The sequence below is a fragment of the Phenylobacterium sp. genome (assembly GCF_030698145.1).
In the GTDB taxonomy this organism is placed as follows: domain Bacteria; phylum Pseudomonadota; class Alphaproteobacteria; order Caulobacterales; family Caulobacteraceae; genus Phenylobacterium.
The window spans coordinates 127,922-149,553 of the sequence record NZ_JAUYNW010000080.1 but is presented as its reverse complement, the minus strand read 5'-3'; the positions used below and the strand labels follow the sequence as shown (position 1 = coordinate 149,553).

At 69.0% G+C, this 21,632-nt stretch carries 22 protein-coding genes; 10 read left to right on the top strand and 12 right to left on the bottom strand.

The features are described from left to right. Positions 1 to 154: 154 nt before the first annotated feature. Complete coding sequence (locus Q8Q77_RS12095) at positions 155 to 1,966, bottom strand: NAD(P)/FAD-dependent oxidoreductase (protein ID WP_305583832.1); 1,812 nt, start codon at positions 1,964 to 1,966, stop codon at positions 155 to 157. A 139-nt stretch (positions 1,967 to 2,105) separates the two neighbouring features. Between Q8Q77_RS12095 and Q8Q77_RS12090 the strand changes: the two genes are divergently transcribed. The 6 genes from Q8Q77_RS12090 (at position 2,106) to Q8Q77_RS12065 (ending at position 7,747) form a co-directional block, all read left to right on the top strand. After that, entirely contained in the window at positions 2,106 to 2,297 is a 192-nt protein-coding gene (locus tag Q8Q77_RS12090; RefSeq protein ID WP_305583831.1) for a hypothetical protein, read from the top strand. A gap of 191 nt (positions 2,298 to 2,488) precedes the next feature. After that, on the top strand, positions 2,489 to 3,058 hold the full coding sequence (locus Q8Q77_RS12085; protein WP_305583830.1) for a TetR/AcrR family transcriptional regulator: 570 nt from the start codon (positions 2,489 to 2,491) through the stop codon (positions 3,056 to 3,058). A gap of 108 nt (positions 3,059 to 3,166) precedes the next feature. Next, the gene (locus tag Q8Q77_RS12080; protein ID WP_305583829.1) at positions 3,167 to 4,156 is read left to right on the top strand and encodes an aldo/keto reductase; all 990 of its coding nucleotides are present in this window, start codon (positions 3,167 to 3,169) and stop codon (positions 4,154 to 4,156) included. A 176-nt stretch (positions 4,157 to 4,332) separates the two neighbouring features. Continuing rightward, positions 4,333 to 5,331, top strand: a complete 999-nt coding sequence (locus Q8Q77_RS12075; protein WP_305583828.1) for a hypothetical protein — start codon at positions 4,333 to 4,335, stop codon at positions 5,329 to 5,331. Between the two features lie 155 nt (positions 5,332 to 5,486). Beyond that, positions 5,487 to 6,692 (top strand): parallel beta-helix domain-containing protein, encoded by a 1,206-nt coding sequence (locus tag Q8Q77_RS12070; RefSeq protein ID WP_305583826.1) that lies wholly within the window; start codon positions 5,487 to 5,489, stop codon positions 6,690 to 6,692. Next, complete coding sequence (locus tag Q8Q77_RS12065) at positions 6,689 to 7,747, top strand: SO2930 family diheme c-type cytochrome (RefSeq protein ID WP_305583825.1); 1,059 nt, start codon at positions 6,689 to 6,691, stop codon at positions 7,745 to 7,747. The genes Q8Q77_RS12070 and Q8Q77_RS12065 overlap by 4 nt, the downstream gene beginning before the upstream one ends. 117 nt (positions 7,748 to 7,864) lie before the next feature. Here the strand turns inward: Q8Q77_RS12065 and Q8Q77_RS12060 are convergent, their stop codons facing one another. From Q8Q77_RS12060 to Q8Q77_RS12050, 3 genes are read right to left on the bottom strand one after another with little or no spacing between them, the layout of a single operon-like run. Next, the gene (locus Q8Q77_RS12060; RefSeq protein WP_305583824.1) at positions 7,865 to 8,593 is read right to left on the bottom strand and encodes a hypothetical protein; all 729 of its coding nucleotides are present in this window, start codon (positions 8,591 to 8,593) and stop codon (positions 7,865 to 7,867) included. After that, complete coding sequence (locus tag Q8Q77_RS12055) at positions 8,575 to 9,291, bottom strand: hypothetical protein (protein ID WP_305583823.1); 717 nt, start codon at positions 9,289 to 9,291, stop codon at positions 8,575 to 8,577. Before Q8Q77_RS12055 ends, Q8Q77_RS12060 begins: the two co-directional genes overlap by 19 nt. Positions 9,292 to 9,298: 7 nt before the next feature. Then, complete coding sequence (locus Q8Q77_RS12050) at positions 9,299 to 10,144, bottom strand: DUF2306 domain-containing protein (RefSeq protein WP_305583822.1); 846 nt, start codon at positions 10,142 to 10,144, stop codon at positions 9,299 to 9,301. Positions 10,145 to 10,311: 167 nt separating this feature from the next. On the opposite strand from Q8Q77_RS12050, the gene Q8Q77_RS12045 reads away from it, so the two are divergent. Continuing rightward, complete coding sequence (locus tag Q8Q77_RS12045) at positions 10,312 to 11,352, top strand: AraC family transcriptional regulator (RefSeq protein ID WP_305583821.1); 1,041 nt, start codon at positions 10,312 to 10,314, stop codon at positions 11,350 to 11,352. Here Q8Q77_RS12045 and Q8Q77_RS12040 read toward each other — a convergent pair. Genes Q8Q77_RS12040 through Q8Q77_RS12030 form a run of 3 tightly spaced genes read right to left on the bottom strand, consistent with a single transcriptional unit; the run spans position 11,349 to position 14,155 of the window. Continuing rightward, positions 11,349 to 12,287 carry an ornithine cyclodeaminase family protein gene (locus Q8Q77_RS12040; protein WP_305583820.1) on the bottom strand — a complete coding sequence of 313 codons (939 nt, stop codon included), beginning with the start codon at positions 12,285 to 12,287 and terminating at the stop codon, positions 11,349 to 11,351. The two genes, Q8Q77_RS12045 and Q8Q77_RS12040, sit on opposite strands and share 4 nt — an antisense overlap. After that, positions 12,287 to 13,684: an AMP-binding protein gene (locus Q8Q77_RS12035; RefSeq protein ID WP_305583819.1), complete on the bottom strand. Its 1,398-nt coding sequence runs from the start codon at positions 13,682 to 13,684 to the stop codon at positions 12,287 to 12,289. Before Q8Q77_RS12035 ends, Q8Q77_RS12040 begins: the two co-directional genes overlap by 1 nt. Before the next feature lie 6 nt (positions 13,685 to 13,690). Further along, positions 13,691 to 14,155 (bottom strand): Lrp/AsnC family transcriptional regulator, encoded by a 465-nt coding sequence (locus tag Q8Q77_RS12030; protein WP_305583818.1) that lies wholly within the window; start codon positions 14,153 to 14,155, stop codon positions 13,691 to 13,693. 116 nt (positions 14,156 to 14,271) lie between these two features. Between Q8Q77_RS12030 and Q8Q77_RS12025 the strand changes: the two genes are divergently transcribed. After that, positions 14,272 to 14,529 (top strand): DUF6356 family protein, encoded by a 258-nt coding sequence (locus tag Q8Q77_RS12025; RefSeq protein WP_305583817.1) that lies wholly within the window; start codon positions 14,272 to 14,274, stop codon positions 14,527 to 14,529. Here Q8Q77_RS12025 and Q8Q77_RS12020 read toward each other — a convergent pair. From Q8Q77_RS12020 to Q8Q77_RS12010, 3 genes are read right to left on the bottom strand one after another with little or no spacing between them, the layout of a single operon-like run. Next, the gene (locus Q8Q77_RS12020; RefSeq protein WP_305583816.1) at positions 14,526 to 15,815 is read right to left on the bottom strand and encodes an N-succinylarginine dihydrolase; all 1,290 of its coding nucleotides are present in this window, start codon (positions 15,813 to 15,815) and stop codon (positions 14,526 to 14,528) included. The genes Q8Q77_RS12025 and Q8Q77_RS12020 overlap by 4 nt on opposite strands. Next, entirely contained in the window at positions 15,812 to 17,221 is a 1,410-nt protein-coding gene (gene astD, locus Q8Q77_RS12015) for a succinylglutamate-semialdehyde dehydrogenase (RefSeq protein WP_305583815.1), read from the bottom strand. Before astD ends, Q8Q77_RS12020 begins: the two co-directional genes overlap by 4 nt. Further along, positions 17,208 to 18,218 carry an arginine N-succinyltransferase gene (locus tag Q8Q77_RS12010; protein WP_305583814.1) on the bottom strand — a complete coding sequence of 337 codons (1,011 nt, stop codon included), beginning with the start codon at positions 18,216 to 18,218 and terminating at the stop codon, positions 17,208 to 17,210. Before Q8Q77_RS12010 ends, astD begins: the two co-directional genes overlap by 14 nt. 113 nt (positions 18,219 to 18,331) lie before the next feature. On the opposite strand from Q8Q77_RS12010, the gene Q8Q77_RS12005 reads away from it, so the two are divergent. Next, positions 18,332 to 18,823 (top strand): Lrp/AsnC family transcriptional regulator, encoded by a 492-nt coding sequence (locus Q8Q77_RS12005; protein ID WP_305583812.1) that lies wholly within the window; start codon positions 18,332 to 18,334, stop codon positions 18,821 to 18,823. Here Q8Q77_RS12005 and Q8Q77_RS12000 read toward each other — a convergent pair. Beyond that, complete coding sequence (locus tag Q8Q77_RS12000) at positions 18,798 to 20,045, bottom strand: hydrolase (RefSeq protein WP_305583811.1); 1,248 nt, start codon at positions 20,043 to 20,045, stop codon at positions 18,798 to 18,800. The two genes, Q8Q77_RS12005 and Q8Q77_RS12000, sit on opposite strands and share 26 nt — an antisense overlap. Positions 20,046 to 20,098: 53 nt before the next feature. Here Q8Q77_RS12000 and Q8Q77_RS11995 point away from each other — a divergent pair, with 53 nt between their 5' ends. Next, complete coding sequence (locus Q8Q77_RS11995; protein ID WP_305583810.1) at positions 20,099 to 20,992, top strand: glyoxylate/hydroxypyruvate reductase A; 894 nt, start codon at positions 20,099 to 20,101, stop codon at positions 20,990 to 20,992. Between the two features lie 2 nt (positions 20,993 to 20,994). On the opposite strand, the gene Q8Q77_RS11990 is transcribed toward Q8Q77_RS11995, so the two are convergent. Continuing rightward, complete coding sequence (locus Q8Q77_RS11990) at positions 20,995 to 21,594, bottom strand: hypothetical protein (protein ID WP_305583809.1); 600 nt, start codon at positions 21,592 to 21,594, stop codon at positions 20,995 to 20,997. Positions 21,595 to 21,632: the final 38 nt, after the last annotated feature.

Below are 21,632 nucleotides of genomic sequence, written 5' to 3'. Positions count from 1 at the left end.
AAAGCTCGCCCTCACCGCCTGCATGCGACGGCTCCTCGTCACCCTCAACGCCATGATCCGCGACAACACAGACTGGAGACATGCGCCAGCCTAACTACGGTTGCTCCCCCAAATCGCGCTGCGCGCTGGGGGAGGATCTGAACCCCTCGTTCCCTCATCGGAACGCCAACCCCTCGAAATCCCCCGAGCTGCGCCAGGCGTCGATGTACTTGAAGAAGGCCGTCGCCCCGGCCGGATAGCCGACGTTCAGCCGCGCCGCCGGGCCCGGGTCCTGGCCCTCGTTGTTGTAATAGCCAGGCGTGCAGTCGGGCGCGCCCAGCATGCGGCCCATGCTGGTCAGCAGTAGCTCGACCCACTTCTCCTGGGCCTGCGGCGTGACCTCGACCTGGCGGTGGCCATGGTCCAGGGCATGCTTGACGGCCAAGGCGATGGTCTTGCCGGACTCGGTGAGGTTATGCGGCACGTTGGAGATCAGGTTCGCGCCCTGGGTCGGCTGCACGAAGAAGGCGTTTGGGAAGCCGTGCACGTGGATGCCGTGCTTGGAGCGCATGCCCTCCCCCCAGGCCTCCGACAGCTTCAGGCCGTCGCGGCCGGTCAGGTCGAAGCCGGCGCGGCGCCTGTACTCGGTGCCCACCTCGAAGCCGGAGGCGTAGATGATGCAGTCGACCTCGTATTCGACGCCGCCGACCACCAGGCCCTTCTCGGTGATCGCCTCGACGCCCTTGCCGTCGGTGTCGATCAGGCGCGTGCCCGGCGTGTTGAAGGCTTGCAGGTAGGCGTCGTGGAAGCAGGGTCGCTTGCAGAGCTGGCGATACCAGGCCTTGAGGTTCTGGGCGGTCTCGCGGTCGGCGACGATGGAATCCACCCGGGCGCGGATCTCCTCCATCTTCTCGAAGTCGCTGTCCTCGTAGGCGGCGAGCATCTTCATCGGCGCCCGGTCTTCCGGCGGAAGTTGCATGATCTTGCTTCGGATCCGCCGCGACAGGTCGGTCCAGCCGTCCATCACCAGGTCGACCTCGGCGTTGCCGCCGGCCTGGTTGGCGGTGAAGTTCTCCAGCCAGCGGGTCTGCCAGCCCGGGGTGGCGATGCCGGCGAACCATTCCGGATCGATCGGCTGGTTGGCGCGCACGTCGATGGACGAGGGCGTGCGCTGGATCACCAGCAGCTCCTTGCAGGCCCGGGCCAGGTGCGGCACGGCCTGGACCGAGGTGGCGCCGGTGCCGATGATGGCCACCCGCTTGTCGGCCAGCTTGGTCATCAAGCCGCCCTTGGGGTCGCCGCCGGTATAGTCGTAGTCCCAGCGGCTGGTGTGGAACGAGTGACCCTTGAAGCTCTCGATGCCGGGGATGCCCGGCAGCTTGGGCACGTGCAGCGGCCCAGTGCCCAGGCCGATGAAGTCGGCGGTGAAGCGGTCGCCGCGGTTGGTGGAGATCACCCAGCGGGACTTGGCCTCGTCCCAGGCCAGGTCCTCGACCTCGGTGTGGAACAGCGCGTTCTCATAGAGGTCGTACTGCTTGCCGATGCGCTGGCACTGCTCGAGGATCTCGGGCGCGTGGGCGTACTTCTCGGTGGGCATGTGCCCGGTCTCTTCGAGCAGCGGCATGTAGATCATCGAGGCCGTGTCGCACTGGGCGCCCGGATAGCGGTTCCAGTACCAGGTGCCGCCGAAGTCCCCGCCCTTCTCGACGATGCGCACGTCCTTGACGCCGGCCTCCACCAGCCGCGCCCCGGTCACCAGCCCCGCGAACCCGCCGCCGACGAAGGCGAAGGTGACGTGGTCGGTCTTGGGCTCGCGCTCGACCCGCGGCGTGTAGGGGTCTTCCAGATAGTGGGCGAGCCGGCCCTTGACCTCCAGGTACTGGGCGTTGCCGTCGGCGCGCAGCCGCTTGTCGCGTTCGGCGATGTACTTGGCGAGCAGCGCCTGCTTGTCGATCGGCGGCTTGGCGCCGTCCTGCGTCGTCGTCATGAAGTAGACCTCGATCGAAAATCGTAGACTTGGAATGCCTGTCCCGTGGTGCGTCCCAGGGGTGATCTATCTTCGAAGATAGAGTACGGAATGAGGGTGCGCCACTGCTCTCTGGACCCCGTCTCATCGGAGGCCAGCCATGACCCGGACAGACCTGCCGAAGCTCGCCAAGCCGGCCCAGCGCGCCCTGGCCGGCGCCGGTGTCGTCCATCTCGAAGACCTCACCGAACGGACCGAGGCGCAGATCGCGGCCCTGCACGGCATGGGCCCCAACGCCCTGGGCGCGCTCAGGAACGCGCTGGCCTCCAAGGGTTTGGCCTTCAAGCCCTGAGCTCACTTTTCCTCACCCGTTTACGGGGGCGGGGGACCGCCGAAGGTGGTGGTGGGGGCGGCCTCAAGCTCAGCACCCAGTTTCGCCCCCTCCACCATCCTTGCGGATGGTCCCCCTCCCCCATTCGCTTCGCGATGTGGGAGGAAGAGATGAACTTGACACGCGCTCCTCGAACCCCGACGTGTGAGCATATGCTCACAGACACTCTCAGCACCAAGGATCGCCTTCTGCGCGCGGCGCTGAAGATCGTGGCCCGGGACGGCATGGGCGCGGCCACCACCGCGGCGATCGCCGCGGAGACCGGGGTCGCCGAGGGCACGCTCTACCGTCACTTCCCCAGCAAGGACGACCTGCTGATCGAGGCCTATCGCCGGCTGAAGGGCGAGGTGTTCACCGCCATCTCCGAGGCCGGGGACGGCGACGGGCCGCCCACCGAGCGCCTGAAGCGGCTGTGGCTGACCCTGCTCAACGCCTATCGCTCCGACACCGAGGCCTTCACCTTCGGCCAGCGCTTCGCCGAGTCCGCCCTGTCGGAACGCGAAGGCGGAGCGGCCCACGAACGCATCGGCGCGGCCCTCACCCGCCTGCGCGACGCCGGCGTGGCGGCGGGCGTGTTCAAGAGCCTGCCGACCGACATCCTGTCGAACCTGTTCTTCGGCCCGGTCGGCTACATGGTCAAAAGCGAGATCAAGGGCCGGGCCTGGAGCGACGCCGAGCTGGACATGGCCGCCGACGCCGTCGTGGACGCCTGGCGCGCCTGAACATCGGTATTCCAGCTTGACGCCGGCCCGGGGCGGGGCCTATAAGACGATGTGAGTGAACGCTCACACACCTCCCCCATACCCCATCTCGACAGAACGGAGCTCCCCATGATCCGTCGTGAAATCGGCCGTACCGGCCGTCAAGTGAACGCCATCGGTCTCGGCTGCATGGGCATGTCCGTCGCCTATGGCGAGCCCATGGACAAGACCGAAGCCGTCAAGCTGCTGCACGCCGCCCTCGAGCGCGGCGTCGACCATTTCGACACCGCCGAGCTCTACGGCTTCGGCGCCAACGAGGAACTGCTGGGCGAGGCGTTCCACGACCGCCGCGACCAGGCCTTCATCGCCACCAAGTTCGGCCCGGTGGGCAACCTCGCCACCCGCACCGTGACCGGAGTTGACGGCTCGGAGGCCAATATGCGCCGGGCCATCGAGCAGTCCCTGCGCCTGCTGAAGACCGACCACGTCGACCTCTACTACCTGCACCGCAAGGACCCGGCCCTGCCGATCGAGGAGACCGTCGGGGCCATGGCCAAGCTGGTGGCCGAGGGCAAGATCGGCGCGATCGGCCTCTCCGAGGTCAACGCCGAGACCCTGCGCCGCGCCCAGGCGGTCCATCCCATCGCCGCGGTCCAGTGGGAGTATTCGATCTTCACCCGCGACATCGAGCGCGAGGTCCTGCCCCACTGCTGGGAGACCGGGGTGAGCGTGGTGGCCTATTCGCCGCTCGGCCGGGGCATGCTGACCGGCGCCTTCAGCCGTGAGGTGCGTCCGCAGGGCCAGGACTACCGCGCCGTGGTCTCACCGCGCTTCCAGGGCGACGCCTATGGCGCCAACATCGCCCTCGTCGACGAGATCGAGCGCCTGGCCAAGGCGCGGGGCGCCACCCCCTCGCAGATCGCGCTCGCCTGGGTGCTGGCCACCAAGCCCAACGTGGTGGTGATCCCCGGCACGACCAAGCTCGCCAACCTCGAGGGCAACCTCAAGGCCGCCGAGCTGCAGCTCACCCCCGCCGAGACCGCCAGCCTCGACGGCCTGGCCGACAAGGTCCAGGGAACCCGCTACGACGAACGCGGCATGACCCTGGTCGACGCGTAGCCATGACGCAGCGCCCCTTCTCCCCTCGCGGGAGGAGGAGGCCCTGCGCCCGGGCTGACCTATGACGCGACATCCGTCAGGGCGGCCAGCCGAACTTGTTGCGCCGGCCGTATCGATGTTCAGTATCCCCAGGTGCAACCTGGAGGCGCGGCGCACGTGGCGGCGCGGGAAGTGCGATGCGCGTTATCGCGATGCTGTTCGTGAGCTTGGTTGCAGGCTGCGCCACGCCGGGCGCGCCGGAGCCTGCGCTACGCCCGCAGGCTGATGGTTTGGCGCGGCAGGCGCCGAGTCACCTCGATGATCTCAAACGCCAACGCGCAGAGGTGGAGGATGCGCTCCGCCCCCTCGAAGCGGCGCATACGGCAAGCCTTTTTGCGATTGACCAAGAGCCCCCCAAGTCCGGGGCCGAAGATGCCGACGCTCACCTGGAGGACCTTCTGCGCGCCCATCGTGAGGGTCGCCGGCTGGTGCTTGAACCCCTGGCGGCTCGCGGCAGCAGCGAGGCCATGATGCGCCTGGCCTCCGATCTGCGCGACGGCTCGTCGCCTGACGACTGGGCGCGGTGGCTGAGCCTTGTGACCCGCGCGTCCCAGCTCGGCGATCCGCTCGCTCACGACGAACTTGTCCGATGGTATTGGCACCAGAGGGGCGATGGCTCGATCGAGCAGGTTCAGGCGAACCGGGCGATTGCGCTGGCGTTCGCCGGCAGGGCGGCCGAGGGGGGCAACATGTGGGGCATCATCAGCGTCGCGACCTACATCGCCGGCGACGTGCATCAGTACCCGGCCAACCTTCCCCTGGCGCGACGGCTGATGGAGCTCTGCGCGCGAACCGACTCCAGCTTCTGCCAGGAGGTGTTGGCGGGCGGGTCCTCATACGACTACGGCCAGAGCCCGACCGAGGTTCATCTGTGGCTCTCGCGCCTGGCGGCTCGGGCCCCTGTGAGGTTCGCGCCGCGGCGCGACCTCGCCTGGAGCAGGCTGACCGTCGAAGAGCGTGTAGCTGCGGAGCGCATTGAGGAAGCGTGGCGGCCTGCTCCATGGTCTGAGCTGAGACCGGAGTGGCGCGACATACAGAGGGATATCGCACGCCATGGAGAGACCTCCGCCGGAGTCCTTGACGACTGCACGACATCGAAGCCCTGGTGCCGTGGCCGGTCTACGCTCCCGCAATGACGGCTGCGCCGGTCTAGCGCAGCGCCAAACTCCATCGGCCTGATCACCGCCCATTTCCTGCGCAACCCCGCCGATTTATTGCGCTCGCCAACTGAACGGCGACAACCTAGCCTGCGGCCACAAGGGGGCGCGTCAGACGCCGCCGGGAGGACGCCATGAGATCGCTCGCCATCACGCTCGCCGCCGTGCTGGCGGCCGGCTCCGCCCAGGCCAAGACCCTCGCGGTCGGACCGGGGCCGAACGCCCAGGAGCGCGTCCAGACCGCCCTGCTCGACGCCAAGCCGGGCGACGTCGTCGACCTGGCCGCCGGGCGCTACGACTTCACCGACGGCCTCTCGCTGGACATCGACGGCGTCACCGTGAAGGGCGCGGGGCCGGGCGAGACGGTCCTCTCCTTCGCCGGCCAGAAGGGCGCGGGCGAAGGCCTGCTGATCACGTCCGACCGGGTCACGGTGCGCGACTTCTCCCTGCAGGACACCAAGGGCGACGGCATCAAGTCCAAGGGCTCCGACCAGATCAGTTTCCTCAATGTCGTGGTCGAATGGACCGGCGGGCCGAAGGAGACCAACGGCGCCTATGGGGTCTATCCGGTCTCCTCGACCAATGTGCTGATCGACAGGGTGACGGTGCGCGGCGCCTCCGACGCCGGCATCTATGTTGGCCAGTCGAAGAACATCATCGTCAAGAACTCGACCGCGGAGTTCAACGTCGCCGGGATCGAGATCGAGAACTCGATGAACGCCGACGTCTTCGACAATGTCGCGACCCACAACACCGGGGGCATCCTGGTGTTCGACCTGCCGAACCTGCCGCAGATGGGCGGTCATTCCACTCGCATCTTCCGCAACAAGGTGATCGACAACGACACGCCGAACTTCGCGCCCAAGGGCAATATCGTCGCCAATGTGCCGATGGGCACCGGTGTCATGCTGATGGCCAACAAGAACGTCCACGTCTTCGACAACGAGATCGACGGCAACGGCAGCGCCGCGGTGATCCTCATCGCCTATAGCCAGACGTTCGACGACAAGACCTACAACCCCCTGCCCCGCGACATCGTGGTGCGGAACAACCGGCTCGGCCGCAACGCCTGGGCGCCAGCCTTCCCTGGCGGGGCGATCCTGGCCAAGGCGCTGGGCGGGACCGTGCCGCCGGTGATCTGGGACGGGGTGGTGACCTGGCCCGGCAGCGAGGCGGTCCGGGTGCGGTTGACCGACGGCCCGGTGGTCAATCTCAATCTTCCGAAGCCGGGCGCCCTCATGGAGGCCAATCCCAAGATCTCGCCGACCCTTGGCGACGCGGTGATCGAGGAGCCCAAGGCCGTGGTCCTGCCCGCCGAGCAGGCCAAGCTGGTCCCTTGAGACCCCTGGCCGCCATCGCGGCGGCGGCCCTGTTGCTGGGGGCGGCGCCCCAGGCCCCGCCCGTCGCCCTGGACGCCCTGCTGGCCGAGGCGCCGGCCCAGACCCTCGACGCCTACCGGCTGTTCGTCGATGAGGGCGCGCGCGCGCCCAACGGTCGGGTGACGCCCTACGCCCTCAACACCCCGCTGTTCAGCGACTATGCCGAGAAGTTCCGCTTCGTGTTCCTGCCGCCGGGCAAGGCCGCGACCTACACGGCCGCCGGGGCGTTCGAGTTCCCGGTGGGCGCGACCCTGGTCAAGACCTTCGCCTACCCCGCCGACCTGCGCCGGCCGAAGGAAAAGATCCGCTTCCTCGAGACCCGGCTGCTGATCCGCAAGGCCGACGGCTGGGCGGCGCTGGCCTATGTCTGGAACGACGAACAGACCCTGGCCACGCTCAAGCGGGCCGGGGCCCGGCTGGACGTGGGCTTCATCGACACGGCAGGCCGGACCAGGCGGGTCGACTACGCCGTGCCCAATGTGAACCAGTGCAAGGAATGCCACGCGGTGGCCGGCGAGATCTCGCCGCTGGGCCCCAAGGCGCGCAACCTCAACGGCGCCTTCGCCTACGCCGCCGGGCGCGAGAACCAGCTGGCCCACTGGAGCCGGACCGGCATGCTGACCGGCGCCCCGGCCCCGGCCAAGGCGCCGCGCACCGCGGTCTGGGACGATGTGGCCGCGCCGCTGGCGGCGCGCGCCGAGGCCTATCTCGACGCCAACTGCGCCCACTGCCACAACGCCCGGGGCATGGCCTCCAATTCGGGCCTGTTCCTCGACGTCGAGGAGACCCGCCCCGCCGCCCGCGGCGTCGGCAAGCGGCCGGTGGCCGCCGGTCGCGGTTCGGGCGGGCTGGAGGTCTCCATCGCGCCGGGCGATCCGGCCGCCTCGATCCTGCTGCACCGGATGAAGTCGACCGAGCCCGGCGTCATGATGCCCGAGCTCAGCCGCTCCCTGGTCCATGACGAGGGCGTGGCCCTGATCGCGGCCTATATCGCCAGCCTGGAGCCCGCGCGCTGAACGCGTCTCGGGTTGTGGTAACCTATTGTCTATGTTGGCGATTTTTTTTGAAACCGCATGAAAGTCATACAGATTCCAAGCGTCAATACCGTAGCGGTCACTGTATGCTGCTAAGGCCTAGGCGGGGCTCTCGACCGCCGGCCGGAACGCCCTGGTCAGCCTGACCCGGAGCATCCAGAAGACCAGCAGGACCAGGGTCGCCAGGGGTGGCCCGAACAGGATCGGCGATTGCCGGATGGCCTCGGGAAAGACCTGCGGCTGTCCGAGGAACAGCGAACCCGCGGCGATGAACAGGGCGAAGCACATGCGCCAGAGATGCCGCGCGATACGCTGGGGTCCGGATACCCCGCCCCGCAGGATCACGCTGAGATCCGAGATTGCGGCGATCCCTCCGACGAAGGCGAAGATGTAGTTGGCCTGAGGCGGCTGGCCGTCGATCATGCCCGTCGGGCTGGCCGCCGCCTCGAAGATGAAGGCGACGCCGGCCACCGTGACGCCGATGACGGCGAGCAGCGCGCCGATCTCGAACAGGCCCGTCTCGCCTTCCTTGCGCCGGACCGCCATCCAGGCCGTCAGCACCAGGTAGAAGGTGAGCACGGCGGCGACGATGTTGACCCGGTCGCCCATCATGACGGACACCGGCCCGGCGATCCCGGACATGGTCAGCATGGAGACGAAGAACACGGTCCCCGCCGCCCGGTGCAGGCGCTCGCCCTTGCGGACGGTCACGGCCACCGCGCCGGAGACCAGGCCCAGGCCGCCGCCGCCGATGTGGAGGACCAGGGCCGAGGCGGCGGCCGCACGGGCGATCCAGGGCGCGTCGGCGGCTAGCTCAAGAACAGCCATGCGGCCCTGCCTCTCGGCGTTTCCCCAAGGGCGGTCGCCTCGGGCTTGAACGCGTTGGTGAACTTGACCCGCAGCATCCAGAAGGTGAACAGGCCGAGCGAGGCCACGATCGGGACGAACAGGATCGGTGAGCCCTGAAGGACCTCGGGCATGACCTTCTGCTGTCCGAGGAAGAACGACGTCGTGGCGATCAGCAGGGCGACGCACATGCGCCAGAGGTGCCGGGCGATGCGCGGCGCGCCGGTAACCCCGCCGCGCCGGATCATCCGCAGATCCGTGGCCGCGGCGATTGTGGCCACCGTCGCGAAGACGAAGATCACCTGATTGGGAATCTGATCCATTCGCCCCTTGGGGCTCTGGGTCGCCACCCATCCGGCGATGAACAGCGCCGCGGCCACGCCGATCACGGCCAGCGCCGCGCCGACCTCGAAGCGGCCGATGCGCCCCTCCTCGCGCCGGACCGTCGCCCAGGCCGTGGCCACCAGGTAGAAGGTGAGCAGGCCGATGAGGACGGTGGGCCGGTTGGGCAGGAAGACGGCCAGGATCGCGCCCAGCCCCGACATGAACAGCATGGCGCCGAAGAACAGGGTCCCGACCGCCCGGTGCAGGGGCTCGCCCTTGCGGAAGGCGAGTGCGCCGAAGCCCGACAGCAGGCCCAGGCCGCCGGCGGTGATATGGATCATCATCAGTGGCGACATGGTGCGCTTACCCCGGAAGCCCGACCGGCGCGCCCGACAGGATGCGCTGCGAGAAGATTGTGAAGCCCACCATTCCGACGCCCATGAGCGCGGTGAGCACGAAGAGGCCGCCGGCCATGGCGAAGCGCCCGCTCGGCCCGGCGCCGTCCTTGGCGCGCAGGTAGAGCTCCAGGACCGCGAGCGGCACGAGGTAGCAGCCGAAGGACCAGGCGATGAAGAAGGCGCCGTCCAGGCCCTTCACCGCCAGCGGACGGCTGACCATGAACCAGGCGAAGAAGCCGACCCGCATGAACCATTGGGCGTTCGACACCAGGTAGAGGCGCATCGCCCAGCGGCGATGGACGGCGAAGGCCCGCGCCCGTGCCGCGCGCCAGGCCAGGGCCGCGAAGCCCAGAATGAGCAGGCCGTTGATGCTGATGGCGATCGAGCTGACCAGGCCGCTGCCCGTGCCGCGGACCCAGACCAGGTAGAACCCCGCCAGGCTGAGGCCGCTGGCGGTCAGCAGGAACACCCGGCCGTTCCAGCGGTGGAATGCGGGCGCGCGGGCCCGGACCTGAGGCACGAGCTGCAGGGCCCCGCCGAAGGCGATGATCCCCGCCAGCAGGGCGTGGGCGGCGAAGGTCAGGTTGCCCACCGTGTCGCCGGGCCTGTAGCCCCCGGAGAGCAGGGTGTTCTTTCCCCAGGCCTGGAAATCACCGGAGAATGTCGAGGGTCCGTAGAAGGCGGCGATATAGTAGAGGAACGCCCACTGGCCGATCACGGCCGTCACGAACCAGAACGCCGCCGAAGCCTGCAAGGCCTTGTCCGCGGCGGAACTCGCCCCCAACCCGCCCGTCGCAACAACCGCCGTCATGCATCACCCACCAAACGCTGAACCGAGCCTAGCCATGGGAGCGGTGATGGCCATGACGGCTCGTATCAAAAACCTGACCGCAAGTTGCAGGGGGGCTTGCATCCAAAACAGGGGTCAGCGGCCTCTAAGGATGAGAGCGGGATCGGAAACCATGAGGCGCCGAAACCATGGCTGAGCTGACCGTCGGGGCGGGCTTCGCGCGCGGCCTGCTGGACCTGGCCGTGTCGAAGGGCGCCAGCCGCAGGGCGCTGGCCGAGCGGTCGTGCATCGACCTGAAGGACCTCGAGGACCAGGAAAACCGCATTCCGTTCGTGAAGTACGTGGCCCTGATGCGCGCGGCCAAGGAACTCAGCAACGACCCGGCCCTGGCGCTCCACTACGGCGAGGCGGTGGACATCGCCAAGATCTCGATCATCGGCCTGATCGGCCAGGCTTCCGAGACCATGATCGAGGCCTTCAAGCAGCTGAACCGCTTCGTGCGCCTGATCGTGGAGACCGACAATGTGGGGTCCGGCGATCGCTTCGCCGTCACGCAGGAGCGGGGCGTCTACTGGCTGATAGACAACCGCGCGAACCCCAACGATTTTCCCGAACTCACCGAGTCGGCCTTCGCCCAGATGATCTGCGCGCCGCGACGGCTGCTCGACGCGCCCTATGTGCGGGAGGTGCATGTCACCCATGCCGATCCGGGCTATGGCGCGGAGTACGAACGCATCTTCCAGGCGCCGGTGGTGTTCGGGAGCACCCAGAACGCCATCCTGATCGACGAGGCCTGGGCAACTCACAGGGTCGAGCGCCTGCCGCGCTACGTCTTCGGGATCCTGAACGAGCATGCCGATGCGCAACTCAAGAGCCTGGAGAGCTCGAAGTCGATCCAGGGCAAGGTCGAGAGCCTGTTGATGATGGTGCTGCACACCGGCGACGCCGGCATGGACAGGGTCGCCAGCAAGATGGGGGTCAGCCGCCAGACCCTCTTCCGCAAGCTGAAGGCCGAGGGCGTGACCTACGAGCAGGTGCTGGATGACCTGCGCCACAAGCTGGCCCTGCACTATCTCAGCGGCCGCCGGGTCTCGGTGAACGAGACGGCCTATCTCGTGGGCTTTTCAGATCCGGCCGCCTTCTCGCGCGCCTTCAAGCGCTGGACCGGGTCCAGCCCGCGCGCGCTGAGGGCCGCGAAGGACCAGGACCCGCCCGACGAGGCGTCCTAGGCCGAGTAGAGCGCCCAGGCGGTGGCCAGGTCCTGGACCACGTGGCCCAGGGACTTGTAGGCCGTGATCTCATCTGCGGAGCGTCGGCCCGCGACCTTGCCCGACAGCACCTCGCCGATCTCGGCCGCTATATGGTCGTCGCCGATCAGGCCGGCGGCCTTGGCGCGCAGGAACTCGGCGCCCTGGCGCAGCACGCCCTCGCGGCTGTCGGCGATGAAGCGGGCGCGGACCACCAGGTCGCTGTCGACCTCGACGGGGCCGGCGTAGCTGGAGCCGACCAGGTTCAGGTGCGTCCCCGGCGCCACCCAGGCGCCCTTGAGAATGGGCTCGGCGGAAGGGGTCAGGGTGCAGATGATGTCAGCCTGGGCGACGGCGGCCTCGACCTCGGCATGGGCCGTCGCCGGCAGGCCAAGCTCGGCGCCCATCTTGGCGGCGAAGGCCTCGCGACGGCCGGCGTCGCGGCCCCAGACATGGATGGCGCTCAAGGCGCGGACCTTGGCGATGGCCCGGGCATGGGTGGCGGCCTGTTCTCCATAGCCCAGCAGGGTCAGGCGCGAGGCCTCGGGTCTGGCGAGCGCGTCGGTGGCCACGGCGCTGGCTGCGGCGGTGCGGATGGCGGTGATCTCGCCGGCATGGACCACGCAGACCGGCGCGCCGCTGTCGGGATCGAACAGCACCACCACGCCCTGGTGGGACTGGACGCCCTTGGCGAAATTGTCGGGAAACACGCTGATCAGCTTGGCGCCGAACGGCGCGGTCTCGCCCATGGCGCCGGGCATGATCCCGAACATCCGCCCCTGCGCCAGCGGGATGATCGAGCGAAGGTGCTGGCGCGTGGTCCCCGCCGAGAGCGCGATCATCGCCTCGCGCACGATGGGGATGGCGACCTCGTAGGTGAGCCGGGCGGCCACCTCTTCGCGGTCGATCAGGCGCATTAGGCGAAAGTCTCGGCATAAGTGTCGCGCAGCAGGTTCTTCTGCACCTTGCCCATGGCGTTGCGGGGCAGCTCGGCGACGAAGAACACCCGCTTGGGCGCCTTGAAGGCGGCGAGCTTCTCGCGCGCCGTGGCGATCATCGCCGCCTCGTCCCCCTGCCCCATCACCACGGCCACCACCGCCTCGCCGAAGTCGGGGTGGGGCACGCCCACCACCGCGCTCTCGATGACGCCGGGCAGCTCGTCGAAGACCAGCTCGATCTCCTTGGGATAGACGTTGAAGCCGCCCGAGATGATCAGGTCCTTCGCCCGGCCGGAGATCCAGACCCGGCCGTCGGGGTCCTGCCGGCCCACGTCGCCGGTGAGGAAATAACCATCGGCGGTGAACTCCTCGGCGGTCTTTTCCGGCATCCGCCAATAGGCGGCGAAGACGCTGGGGCCCCTGATCTCGATGACGCCGGTCGCCTCGCCGCCGCCGATTCGCAGGTCGACGCCCGGCAGCGGATAGCCGACGCTGCCGGCGATGCGATCGCCGTGCAGCGGGTTGGAGGTGATGATCACCGCCTCGCTCATGCCGTAGCGCTCGAGGATGCGCTTGCCCGTCCGGGCCTCGAACTCGGCGAAGGTCGATTCCAGCAGCGGCGCGGAGCCGCAGACGAACAGGCGCATGTGCTGGGCGCGCTGGCGGGTGAAGGCGGGATTGGCCAGCAGCCGGGTGTAGAAGGTCGGCACCCCCATCATCACGGTGGACGTTTCCAGCCCCGACAGCACTTGGACGTCATCGAACTTCGGCAGCCAGACCATGGGCGCGCCCGACAGGAAGGCGCAGTGCAGGGCCACGAACAGGCCGTGGACGTGGAAGATCGGCAGGGCGTGCAGCAGGACGTCGTCCGGCGTGAAGCCCCAGATCTCGTGCAGGGCCAGGGCGTTGGCCGCCAGGTTCCCATGGCTGAGCATGGCCCCCTTCGAACGGCCCGTGGTGCCGGAGGTGTAAATGATCGAGGCCAGGTCGGCGTCCTCGCGGGCCACGGTCTCGTTCAATGGCTCGCGTGAGCGGGCGTCGGCGACGAAGGCCTCGGCGTCCTCGACGAACAGCACCGGCTCGGCGTCGTCGAGGAAGTAGTCGACCTCGGTCTCGGTATAGGCGGTGTTGAGCGGGAGGAAGACCGCGCCGACCTTGAGGGTCGCCAGATAGACGGCCACCGCCGCGACGCTCTTTTCCGACTGCAGGGCGATGCGGTCGCCGGGCTCGACCTCATGCTCGATCAGCAGGGCCGCCGTGCGCGCGACGTCGTCCTCGAAGGCGCCGTAAGAGATGGCGGTTCCGTCGGCCAGCAGGAAGGCGGGCTTGGTCCGGTCGTCGGGAAAGCGGGCGGCGAGCAGGTCGTAGAGGTTCATCATCCCTCAGAGCGGCAGGGCGGTGGTGAACTTGATCTGCTCCATGGCGAAGGCGGAGGAGACGTCGTTCAGCGGCGCGGTGGCGATCAGGCGTTTGTAAAAGCGGTCATAGGCGGCGATGTCGGAGACCACCACCTTCAGCAGATAATCGGTTTCGCCGGCCATGCGGTAGAACTCCACCACCTCGGGCAGGGCCGCGGCCCCCTTGCCGAAGGCCGCGATCCAGGCCTCGTCGTGATGGCTGGTCTTGATCGATACGAAGACCACCAGTCCGAGGTCCAGCTTCTCGCGCGCCAGCAGAGCGACGCGGCGCTCGATCACCCCCTCGTCGGTCAGCCGCTTGACCCGTTTCCAGCAGGGCGTCTGGGACAGCCCCACCCGCTCGGCCAGCTCGGCGACGGGGATGGTGGCGTCGGCCTGGAGCTCGCGGAGGATTCGCCGATCTATCGGATCAAGGAGAACGTCTGACACGTCATGGGCCGCCTGATGAGAATGATGTTCTCCATTCTGCCGCCTGGGCGGCGAACGAGACAATGTCTTTCTCGCCGGCTCGCGGCAATCTTCGGTCGATAATCCAGGAGGGCGAGATGCTGGACGCGTTCAATCGGCACCCAAGCGAGGTGGGCGAGACCTATGTCGAGCACCTGGGCCACGCCGGGGGCTTTGGGGCGGAGATGGTCGCGGCCGGGCTGGCGTGCCTGATCCACGCCGTCTTCCCCTTCTGGTTCGAGAAGACCGCGAGCCTGTGCATCCAGCGCCTGCACGCCCAGATGACCGCGCGTCGCCGCATCACGCCCCAGGACGACATCCGCGGCCAGGCCGAGACCTGGTCGTATTCGATCTAGACGCCAATGGCCTGCTCGAGCGCGGCGTGGGCCGCGCGGGCCTGAGCCCATAGGGCCGGATCGGTGAGGTCCTTAGGCGCGATAGCCTCGGGCCAATGGGCCTCCACCGTGTGGGCCAGCCGTTCCCAGCGCGCCTCGTCCAGCAGGAAACCCGGATCGATCCCGGCCCGGGCCGCCTCGTCCACCGGAACGCGCAGCCGCAGGCAGGCCGGGCCGCCACCGTTGCGCATGCTTTCACGCACATCGACCACCACCGCCCGCGAGATTGGATTGTTGGCGGCGACGATCCGCTCGACCTCGGCCCAGACCCGTGCGTTCTCGCGAGCCTCGACAGGCAGGATGAGCGCCATGGCGCCGTCCGGCAGGGTCACGAGTTGGGAGTTGAACAGGTAGGAGCCGATGGCGTCCTCCAGGCTGACGCCCTGGGTCTCCACCACGTGCAGGCTGGGCAGGCGGGCCTGCAGGGCGGCGTAGAGACCCTGGGCGTCGTCTAAGGCCTGGGGATGGGTCAGCAGCACCGTCTCGTTGGCGACCGCGACCACGTCGTTGTGGAAGGCGCCGGCCTGGACGGCGGCGGCGTTCTGCAGGGCGTAGATCGGCGCTTCAAGCCCGCCCAACCTGGCCACAGCCTCGCTGGCGCGGCGGCTCTGGCGTTCGGGGAACGCGCCGCCACGGTGTTCCCCGTGGGCGAAGACGTTGACGCCGGCCACGCCATGGCCGTCAGCCAAGCGCATGTGGTTGGCCGCGCCCTCGTCGCCAAAATGGCGAGCTGACGGCAGCGGCCCGTGGACGGCGAAGCACGCCTCGTCCCGGAACACCCTGCGCAGCAGCGCGTGGGTCTCGGGCCCCTCGAAGCTCCGGTGCAGCATCCCGGCAAGGTTGGCGGTCACCAGGTGGACGCGGCCGTCGGCGGTGTCGGGCGCGGCCAGAACGGTGGCGGCGTTGGCGCGCCACATGCTGGACGCCGAGCAGACCGCGCGGAACAGGGCCAGGTCGTCGCGGGCGGCGGCCGCCAGGACCTCGTCGTCCGAACCATCGAAGCCGAACGGCCGCAAGGCCTCGGCGGCGGGCCGCAGCGGCGGGGGCAGGAAGCCCTGGGTGAGGCCCAGGTCCATGACCGCGCGCATCTTGGCCAGGCCCTGCAGGGCCGCGGCGCGGGGAAAGGCCGTCTCGCCGAAATTGCTCTGCGAGGCGACATTGCCCGGCGAGAGGCCCGCATAGTTGTGGGTCGGCCCGACCAGGCCGTCGAAATTGACCTCGACCGTCGTCGCGGGATCGCGGGTCACGCCGCCAGGCCCGTGCCGATCCGGAACTGGGTGGTGTCGGCCTCCAGGCTGGCCACCGGATAGGCGCAGTAGTCGGCGGCGTAGTAGGCGCTGGGGCGATGGTTGCCCGAGAGCCCCGGCCCGCCAAACGGCGCGGTGGCGGCGGCCCCGGTGGTCGGCCGGTTCCAGTTGACGATCCCGGCGCGGGCCTCGCTCCAGAACCTGCGATAGAGGCCCTCGTCGTCGCTGAGCAGACCCGCGGCCAGGCCAAAGCGGGTGGCGTTGGCCGTGGCGATGGCGGCGTCGAAATCGGGCGCGCGGATGAGCTGCAGCAGGGGTCCGAAGTTCTCGCTGTCGGGAACCTCGAGGCCGGTGACATCAACCAGGCCCGGGGTCAGGTAGGACCGGTCGGGGGTGGTGGGCGCCAGTTCACGGATCACGGTCCCGCCCAGGCGTTGCTGGGCCAGCAGCAGGCTCTTGGCCGAGGCCAGGTCGATCACCGGGCCCATGAAGGGCTGCGGGTCCTCGAACGGCGCGCCGACCTTGATGCGGTCGATGAGCGCGGTCAGCGCCTCGACGACGGCGTCGCCCGCCGCGCCCTGGGGCACGATCAGCCGCCGGGCGCAGGAACAGCGCTGGCCGGCCGAGACATAGGCCGACTGGACGATCAGGTGGGCGGCGCTCTCGGCGTCGGCCACGTCCCAGGCGACCAGCGGATTGTTGCCGCCCAGCTCCAGGGCCACGATCTTCTGCGGCTGGTCGGCCAGCGCCATGTGGATCGCCTTGCCGGCGCCGACCCCGCCGGTGAACAGCACGCCGTCCACCGCCTCGTGGCTGACCAGCGCCTTGGCGGTCTCCGCCGCCCCGGTCAGCACCTGCAGGACGTCGGCTGGCACGCCGGCCTCGCGCCACAGTTCGACCAGCATCAGGCCGCTGGCGGGGGTCTTCTCGCTTGGTTTGAAGATGACGGCGTTGCCGGCCAGCAGGGCCGGCGCCATGTGGCCGTTGGGCAGGTGCATGGGGAAGTTGAACGGCCCGACCACCGCCAGCACGCCGTGCGGCCTGTGGGCCAGGCGCGCGCGCGCGCCGGCCGCCTCCCCCGTCCGTTCCCCAGCCCGCTCGGCCTGGGCGCGGATGGAGACCTCGATCTTGGCCGAGACGGTGTCGGCCTCGGTCAGGGTCTCCCAGAACGGCTTGCCGGTCTCGCGGCTGATCAGGCGGGCGATGTCCTCGCGCCGGTTGCGGGCCAGGTCGGCGAAGGCGCGCGCAATGCGGCAGCGCTCCTCCAGCGGCGTCGCCGACCAGGCCGCGAAGCCCTTGCGCGCACGGGCCACCGCCGCGTCGACCTCGGAGGCGGAGGCCGCCGGGCCGCGCCAAACCACTTCGCCGGCGCAGGGATCGGTGGAGACGATCTCAGAATTCGACATGACGCACGCGGTCTCCGACTTGAACATTGAGCATCTGGGCCAGCTCCGGCGGCAGGGTGACGCCGTCGTCGCTCGCCCAAATCCGGCCGCGCGAGGCTCGAAACCCGGCGGCGTGGCCGGACGCGACCAGCATCTCGGGGCCATCCTCGCAGGGGCCGATGGTGCGGACCGTCGAGACCCGGCTCTCGCGCACGGCCTTCAGGGCGTCGATATCGGCCACCATGGTCGGGCCGCCGTCGAAGATGTCGACGCAGCCTTCGAAACGGAAGCCTTCCTCCATCAGCAGGGCCTGGGCGCGCAGGCCGTCGGGATGGCACTGGCCGACGCTGGCGGCGGCCTCCGGCGACAGCAGGTTGAGATAGATCGGATATTTTGGGCCCAGGTCGGCGATGACCTGCTTGCCCGGCCCGACGCTGATCTTGTCGGCCTCGGAGAACTCCAGGCCGTAGAAGCGCTTGCCCACGGCTTCCCAGAACGGCGAGGTCCCGTCCTCGTCCTGATAGCCGCGCAACTCGGAGACCACGCGGTCGCCGAACCAGTCGCGATGGTCGGCCATGAACAGATAGCGGCTGCGCGCCATCAGCCGTCCGCCGGCCACACCGCGCAGGCCGGGGCGTACGAACAGGCCGCCCACCTCGGCCGAGCCGTCATAGTCGTTAACCGGGGTCAGCAGGGTGTTCTCGACGGTCTTGCCGAGAGCTTGAGAGGCCTGCCGGATGCGGCCGATGCGGTAGGAATAGAACGGCCAGTCGCCGCCGACGCTGGGGAAGATGCAGCCGGTGCCAACCACTTCGCCGCCATGCTCCAAGACCAGCAGCATCTGGCTGTGGCCGCGCGCGCCAGCGAAGGCCGCGGCGCTGCCGGCCAGCAGGGCGGCCAGCTTGTCGCGGCAGGGTGGCAGGTTGGTCATGCCCAGGCCGGCCGTCTTGGCGAGCGCCAGCAGGGCTTCCAGGTCTTGGGATACCGCGGCACGGATGACGACGCCGGTGGCGACCATGTTGTCCTCCGCAGAATGATCGAAGCTCAAGCGGCTTATTGTGCTAGGGTTTGCGCGAAATGGGCGGCGGAAGACCGGGGGTCGTGCCGCAGATCATGCGGTGAAACACGACCTTGGACGGATATTCTGCTCTCGACCGACTGGACCTGAAAATCCTGGCGATTCTGCAGGCCGACGGCCGCATCACCAACCAGGCCCTGGCCCAGCAGGTGGCGCTGTCGGCGAGCGCCTGCCTGGCGCGGGTCCGGCGGCTGGAAGCCGACGGCCTGATCCAGGGCTATCACGCTCGCCTGGACATCGAGCGGATACGTCCGACGGTGACGGTCTATGGGGAGGTGACGCTGAAGAGCCACCGTCCCGCCGATCTGCTAGCCTTCGAGGCGGTGTTGGCCGAGATCCCCGAGGTGGTGGAAGCCGCCCAGGTCTCGGGGTCCTTCGACTACCTGATCAAGGTGGTGGCGCCTGACGTGCGCGCTTGGGGCGAACTGGCCGACCGTCTACTGCAGGAAGGCCTGGGGGTCGACAAGATCGCCAGCCACATCCTGATGAAGGACGCCAAGCCCTATCGCGGGACGCCGGTCACCCCTGCCCCATCGCGGCCTTGATCTGGGCGGCCGGGATGTCGCCTGTGGCCAGCTTGGCGAGGATCAGGGCGGAGAGTTGGGCGCGTTCGACGAAGCTCTCGGGCCAGGCGTGCTCGGCCTCGCTGTGGATGTCGCCGCCCCGGACGCCCAGGGTGTCGACATTGGGCAGGCCGGCGGCGAACAGGTTGTTGCCCTCGCAGACCCCGCCGGACGAGGCCCAGGTGATCTCCTGACCGAGCAGGGCGCCGGCCTCCTTCACCGCTCCGAACAGCTGCTGCTGGGCGGGTGTGAAGGGCTTGGCGGGCCGAGTGAAGCCGCCGTGCAGCTGCGCCTCGATGCCGTCAGAGGCGGTGGCGGCGACGCAGTCCTGCACGAACTTGAGCGCCCAATCCCCGGCCTCGCGGTCGGGCAGGCGGACGTTGAAGCGCACCACGGCCCGATCGGGCACCATGTTCAGCGGCCCACCGCCGTCGATGCGTGCGACATTGAGGGTCACGCCCTCACGCCGGCCATTGGCGGCGACCAGGCGTGTGGCGAGGTCGGCGGCCGCCGCGATGGCGTTGCGGCCCTTGTCGAAGTCGCGTCCGGCATGGGCGGCGCGGCCCTTCACCACCACGTGGAAGTTGCCGGAGCCCTTGCGCTGGGCGGCGAGCGCTCCGCCCCCCATGGCCGGTTCGTAGGTCAGGCCCACATGACCCCCCCGGGCGAGTTCAGCCAGGTGCGGCGCAGAGGCCAGGGAGCCGATCTCCTCGTCGGGCGAAAGCAGGACGCGGTAACCGAGGCTTTCGCGGGCCGGGTGGCGCTCAAAGGCCGCCAGCGCCGCCAGCATGACGCTGATGCCGCCCTTCATGTCGGCGATGCCCGGGCCGTTCAGCGCCCCGTCGGCGCGAGTGACCACCTTGGTGAAGCCGCTCTCGGCCGGATAGACCGTGTCGTAGTGGCCGGTGAGCACCACCTGGACCGGAGCCTCGGGGCGCACGGTCAGCCGCAAGGCGGGGGTGTGACGCTGGGCCTTGAGCTCGCCGTCGGCGGCGACCTCGTGGCTGTCGGCCAGGGCCAGGGGCTCGACCTGGCCCGGCAGGTCGGCGAGCACGCCCTGGAACACGGCGCATTGGGCCTCGAGGCCTGGAAGATTGCGGCTGCCCGAGCCGATCGCGCACCAGTCGATGGCGCGGCCGATCAGGTCGGCCTCCTGGCCGGCGAGAGCGTCAAGGATGGCGGCGTCGGAAGAATCCAGTTTCATGCGCGCGAGCCTCGCGCCGAACGGCGTCTCCGCGCAAGGCTGGAGGAGAGTCGATGACGATCCCTTTCCTGTCGCGCCTTGACCCCGACGCGACCGAACTGTGGCGCGACCTGCTGGAGCAGGCGCTGGGCGAACCGGTCACCTTGGGTCCGCCGGACGATCCCGGCGCGGCCGATATCGCCGTGGTCGCCAATCCGCCGCAGGGCCAGCTCGCGACCCTGCCGAACCTGAGGTTCATCCAGTCGGCCTGGGCCGGGATCGACGGCCTGATGGCCGATCCCGCCCTGCCCCGCCACGTGCCCCTCGCCCGGCTGATCGATCCGACCCTCGCCGCCCAGATGGCCGAGGCGGTGGCCGGCCATGTTCTGGCCCTCCACCGCCAGGCGCCGGCCTATGCCGCACAGCAGGCGCTGGGCGTCTGGAGGAAGCTGCCGCAACCGCCGACCACCGCGCGGAAGGTCGGACTTCTGGGTTATGGAGAGATGGGAAGATACTGTGGCAAGATTTTGGTTAATCTAGGTTTTCTGGTCTCGCGCTGGACGCGCCGAAGCGGCGACCTGGACACGCTGTTGGCCGAGAGTGAGATCGTCGTGAACCTGCTGCCGCTGACCCAGGAAACGCGCGGGATCCTGTCTCAGGCCACCTTCGCCCGGATGCGTCCCGGCGCGGCGATCATCAATGTCGGACGCGGCGGGCACCTGGTTGAGGCCGAACTGATCCCGGCCCTGGACTCCGGCCAGCTCAGCCATGCCGTCCTCGACGTGTTCGCGCTGGAGCCCCTGCCCGCCGAGCATCCCTTCTGGCGTCACCCGAAGATCACCCTCACGCCCCACGCCGCGGCGATCACCGACCCGGCCAGCGGCGCCCTACGGATCGCCGAGAACATCGCCCGCTTCCGGGCCGGCGAGCCGGTCCTCGGGCTGGTGTCATACCAATCCGGGTACTGACCCTAAGGCTCGTCGAGATGCAGCCAGGCGGCTTGAGTCGCCAATCGGTAGTCCTCGCTCCACGGCGGGCCGAGCGACGCCCCGATCTCCTTGAGGCGCGCCTCAAGCGCGGGCTCATCGACGCCCACTAGGTCGCAGACCAGGCGAGGCAGGTCGCGCTCAACGACCCGGTGGACCTGCAGCCCCAGGGCCGTGCACCCCGCCGCGACGACATCGCGATAGAAGACCCCCTCGGCGGCATGCATGCGCGCATGCGCCCGCAGAATGTCCTCGAGCGTCTCGGGAAGCCTTGCAGTTCCGGTCGGCGCCACCGCTCGGCGAACGTTGACGCCGTCGCGCTGCAGGTCGGCGATCAGGTTTCCGATCTCATGCGCCACGTTCGCCGCCGTCGCTGTCCGGATGCCTTCGATGAAGGCCTCGGCCTTGGCCGCATCGACCTCCGCGGCCTGGTGATAGGCGAAGCGTTCGTGGCCGTTGGCGAAGACGATCCGCCGCCGCTCGATCACCTGTGGCGCACTCGGATCGCCCGCGAGAGCGACGACCGCGGTCCAGTAGGTGTGGGGACGAAATCCCAAGACGGCGAGGGTTGGCCTGCGTTGCATGACGTGCTCCGGGGCGGCGCCCGTCTCCACAATCTACA

Bases quoted from the DNA above. Each gene is read 5' to 3' on its own strand.
- Q8Q77_RS12095 (WP_305583832.1), bottom strand. From the start codon at position 1,966: ATGACGACGACGCAGGACGGCGCCAAGCCGCCGATCGACAAGCAGGCG.
- Q8Q77_RS12090 (WP_305583831.1), top strand. From the start codon at position 2,106: ATGACCCGGACAGACCTGCCGAAGCTCGCCAAGCCGGCCCAGCGCGCC.
- Q8Q77_RS12085 (WP_305583830.1), top strand. From the start codon at position 2,489: ATGCTCACAGACACTCTCAGCACCAAGGATCGCCTTCTGCGCGCGGCG.
- Q8Q77_RS12080 (WP_305583829.1), top strand. From the start codon at position 3,167: ATGATCCGTCGTGAAATCGGCCGTACCGGCCGTCAAGTGAACGCCATC.
- Q8Q77_RS12075 (WP_305583828.1), top strand. From the start codon at position 4,333: ATGCGCGTTATCGCGATGCTGTTCGTGAGCTTGGTTGCAGGCTGCGCC.
- Q8Q77_RS12070 (WP_305583826.1), top strand. From the start codon at position 5,487: ATGAGATCGCTCGCCATCACGCTCGCCGCCGTGCTGGCGGCCGGCTCC.
- Q8Q77_RS12060 (WP_305583824.1), bottom strand. From the start codon at position 8,593: ATGGCTGTTCTTGAGCTAGCCGCCGACGCGCCCTGGATCGCCCGTGCG.
- Q8Q77_RS12055 (WP_305583823.1), bottom strand. From the start codon at position 9,291: ATGTCGCCACTGATGATGATCCATATCACCGCCGGCGGCCTGGGCCTG.
- Q8Q77_RS12050 (WP_305583822.1), bottom strand. From the start codon at position 10,144: ATGACGGCGGTTGTTGCGACGGGCGGGTTGGGGGCGAGTTCCGCCGCG.
- Q8Q77_RS12045 (WP_305583821.1), top strand. From the start codon at position 10,312: ATGGCTGAGCTGACCGTCGGGGCGGGCTTCGCGCGCGGCCTGCTGGAC.
- Q8Q77_RS12040 (WP_305583820.1), bottom strand. From the start codon at position 12,287: ATGCGCCTGATCGACCGCGAAGAGGTGGCCGCCCGGCTCACCTACGAG.
- Q8Q77_RS12035 (WP_305583819.1), bottom strand. From the start codon at position 13,684: ATGAACCTCTACGACCTGCTCGCCGCCCGCTTTCCCGACGACCGGACC.
- Q8Q77_RS12025 (WP_305583817.1), top strand. From the start codon at position 14,272: ATGCTGGACGCGTTCAATCGGCACCCAAGCGAGGTGGGCGAGACCTAT.
- astD (WP_305583815.1), bottom strand. From the start codon at position 17,221: ATGTCGAATTCTGAGATCGTCTCCACCGATCCCTGCGCCGGCGAAGTG.
- Q8Q77_RS12010 (WP_305583814.1), bottom strand. From the start codon at position 18,218: ATGGTCGCCACCGGCGTCGTCATCCGTGCCGCGGTATCCCAAGACCTG.
- Q8Q77_RS12000 (WP_305583811.1), bottom strand. From the start codon at position 20,045: ATGAAACTGGATTCTTCCGACGCCGCCATCCTTGACGCTCTCGCCGGC.
- Q8Q77_RS11995 (WP_305583810.1), top strand. From the start codon at position 20,099: ATGACGATCCCTTTCCTGTCGCGCCTTGACCCCGACGCGACCGAACTG.
- Q8Q77_RS11990 (WP_305583809.1), bottom strand. From the start codon at position 21,594: ATGCAACGCAGGCCAACCCTCGCCGTCTTGGGATTTCGTCCCCACACC.